This is a genomic window from Candidatus Sodalis sp. SoCistrobi (genome assembly GCF_900143145.1).
Lineage (GTDB): Bacteria > Pseudomonadota > Gammaproteobacteria > Enterobacterales > Enterobacteriaceae > SoCistrobi.
Genome location: NZ_FRDB01000360.1, coordinates 1 through 1519, shown reverse-complemented (window position 1 = coordinate 1519; position 1519 = coordinate 1). Strand labels below are relative to the sequence as shown.

2 protein-coding genes and 1 pseudogene are annotated in these 1519 nt (G+C 56.0%); 2 read left to right on the top strand and 1 reads right to left on the bottom strand.

Features of this window, described 5'->3' with window-relative positions:
- Together CINSTRO3249_RS15760 and CINSTRO3249_RS15755 are read left to right on the top strand one after the other, a co-directional pair.
- A partial coding sequence (locus CINSTRO3249_RS15760; protein ID WP_143146879.1) for an integrase core domain-containing protein occupies positions 1-229 on the top strand: 229 nt, incomplete at its 5' end.
- 457 nt (positions 230-686) lie between these two features.
- A pseudogene (locus CINSTRO3249_RS15755) lies at positions 687-1232 on the top strand (ribonuclease D); the annotation flags it as partial.
- 40 nt (positions 1233-1272) lie between these two features.
- Here CINSTRO3249_RS15755 and CINSTRO3249_RS15750 read toward each other — a convergent pair.
- On the bottom strand, positions 1273-1519 hold a 247-nt coding region (locus tag CINSTRO3249_RS15750; RefSeq protein ID WP_143146887.1), incomplete at its 5' end, for an integrase core domain-containing protein.

The following is a 1519-nucleotide window of genomic DNA, read 5'->3' as shown; positions in this document are numbered from 1 at the left end:
CGGCGACTCCTACGATAATGCGATGGCAGAGAGTATCAACGGGTTGTACAAAACGGAGGTTATCCACCGCGGGAGCTGGAAAAACCGGACGGAAGTGGAGTTGGCCACGCTGGACTGGGTGGACTGGTACAACAACAGAAGGCTGCTCGGGCGGCTGGGTTACATCCCTCCTACTGAAGCCGAAATGAACTATTACGCTTTGCAATTAGCATCAGAGGAAGCGGCGTAGTATTGCCAAAATTACTCTCTAATAAACTCGGGGTTATTCACATATGCTGTTTAACCAGCGTCTGATATCGGCGGGTAAGGCGAGAGTCAATCCCGCCAACAGATAGGTTGAAATCATTCTGCAAAGTAATAACAGGTATCACGATAAATGTGTAGATACCTATGCCGTGGGGGCCCGGCTACGGCCCGGCCTGGGGCGGTTACTACGGCGACACGCGGGTCGACACCGTGCTGGCGGACTAAGCGCCGTAACGCGGGCGTCACCGCCCGGGCGCGTCCGCGCCCAGGGCTTGCGGGGCTGACGGATGGCCACCCGGCAACGCCGGTCGTGACGGCTACCGCCATCATTGTCCGATGTGGTTAGGCTTCGGCCACTTTGCGGCTTAAACGGCGGCGCGAAACTCCGCGCGCGCCCGTCATTTTTTTTCTCACATCACGCCGAATAAGAGAGAGTTGCGTTGGATTATCAATTGATTACCACGGATCAGGCATTACACGACAGATGTCAGCAAGCCCGTCAGCACCGTTGGGTGGCGGTGGATACCGAATTCGTGCGTACCCGTACCTATTATCCCCAGTTGGGCTTGATCCAGATGTTTGATGGTGAGGCGCTAACGCTTATCGATCCGCTGGCTATTTCCGATTGGCAACCGTTTATTGCACTCCTGGCGGATAAGCAGGTGACCAAATTGCTGCACGCCTGCAGCGAGGATCTGGAGGTGTTTTGGCATAGTTTTGGCCAGATGCCGGTGCCGATGATCGACACCCAAGTGCTGGCCGCTTTTACCGGCCGCGCACTCTCTTGCGGTTTCGCCGCGCTGGTGGCCGAAACGCTGTAGGTAACGCTGGATAAATCCGAATCCCGTACCGACTGGCTCGCGCGTCCCCTGACTGAGCGGCAATGTGACTATGCCGCCGCCGATGTGTATTGGCTGCTGCCGATGGCGCATAAGCTGATAGCGCAAACACAGCAAGCAGGCTGGTGGTCCCAGGCCAGCCAGGAGTGAATAACCCCGAGTTTATTAGAGAGTAATTTTGGCAATACTACGCCGCTTCCTCTGATGCTAATTGCAAAGCGTAATAGTTCATTTCGGCTTCAGTAGGAGGGATGTAACCCAGCCGCCCGAGCAGCCTTCTGTTGTTGTACCAGTCCACCCAGTCCACCCAGTCCACCCAGTCCAGCGTGGCCAACTCCACTTCCGTCCGGTTTTTCCAGCTCCCGCGGTGGATAACCTCCGTTTTGTACAACCCGTTGATACTCTCTGCCATCGCATTATCGTAGGAGTCGCCG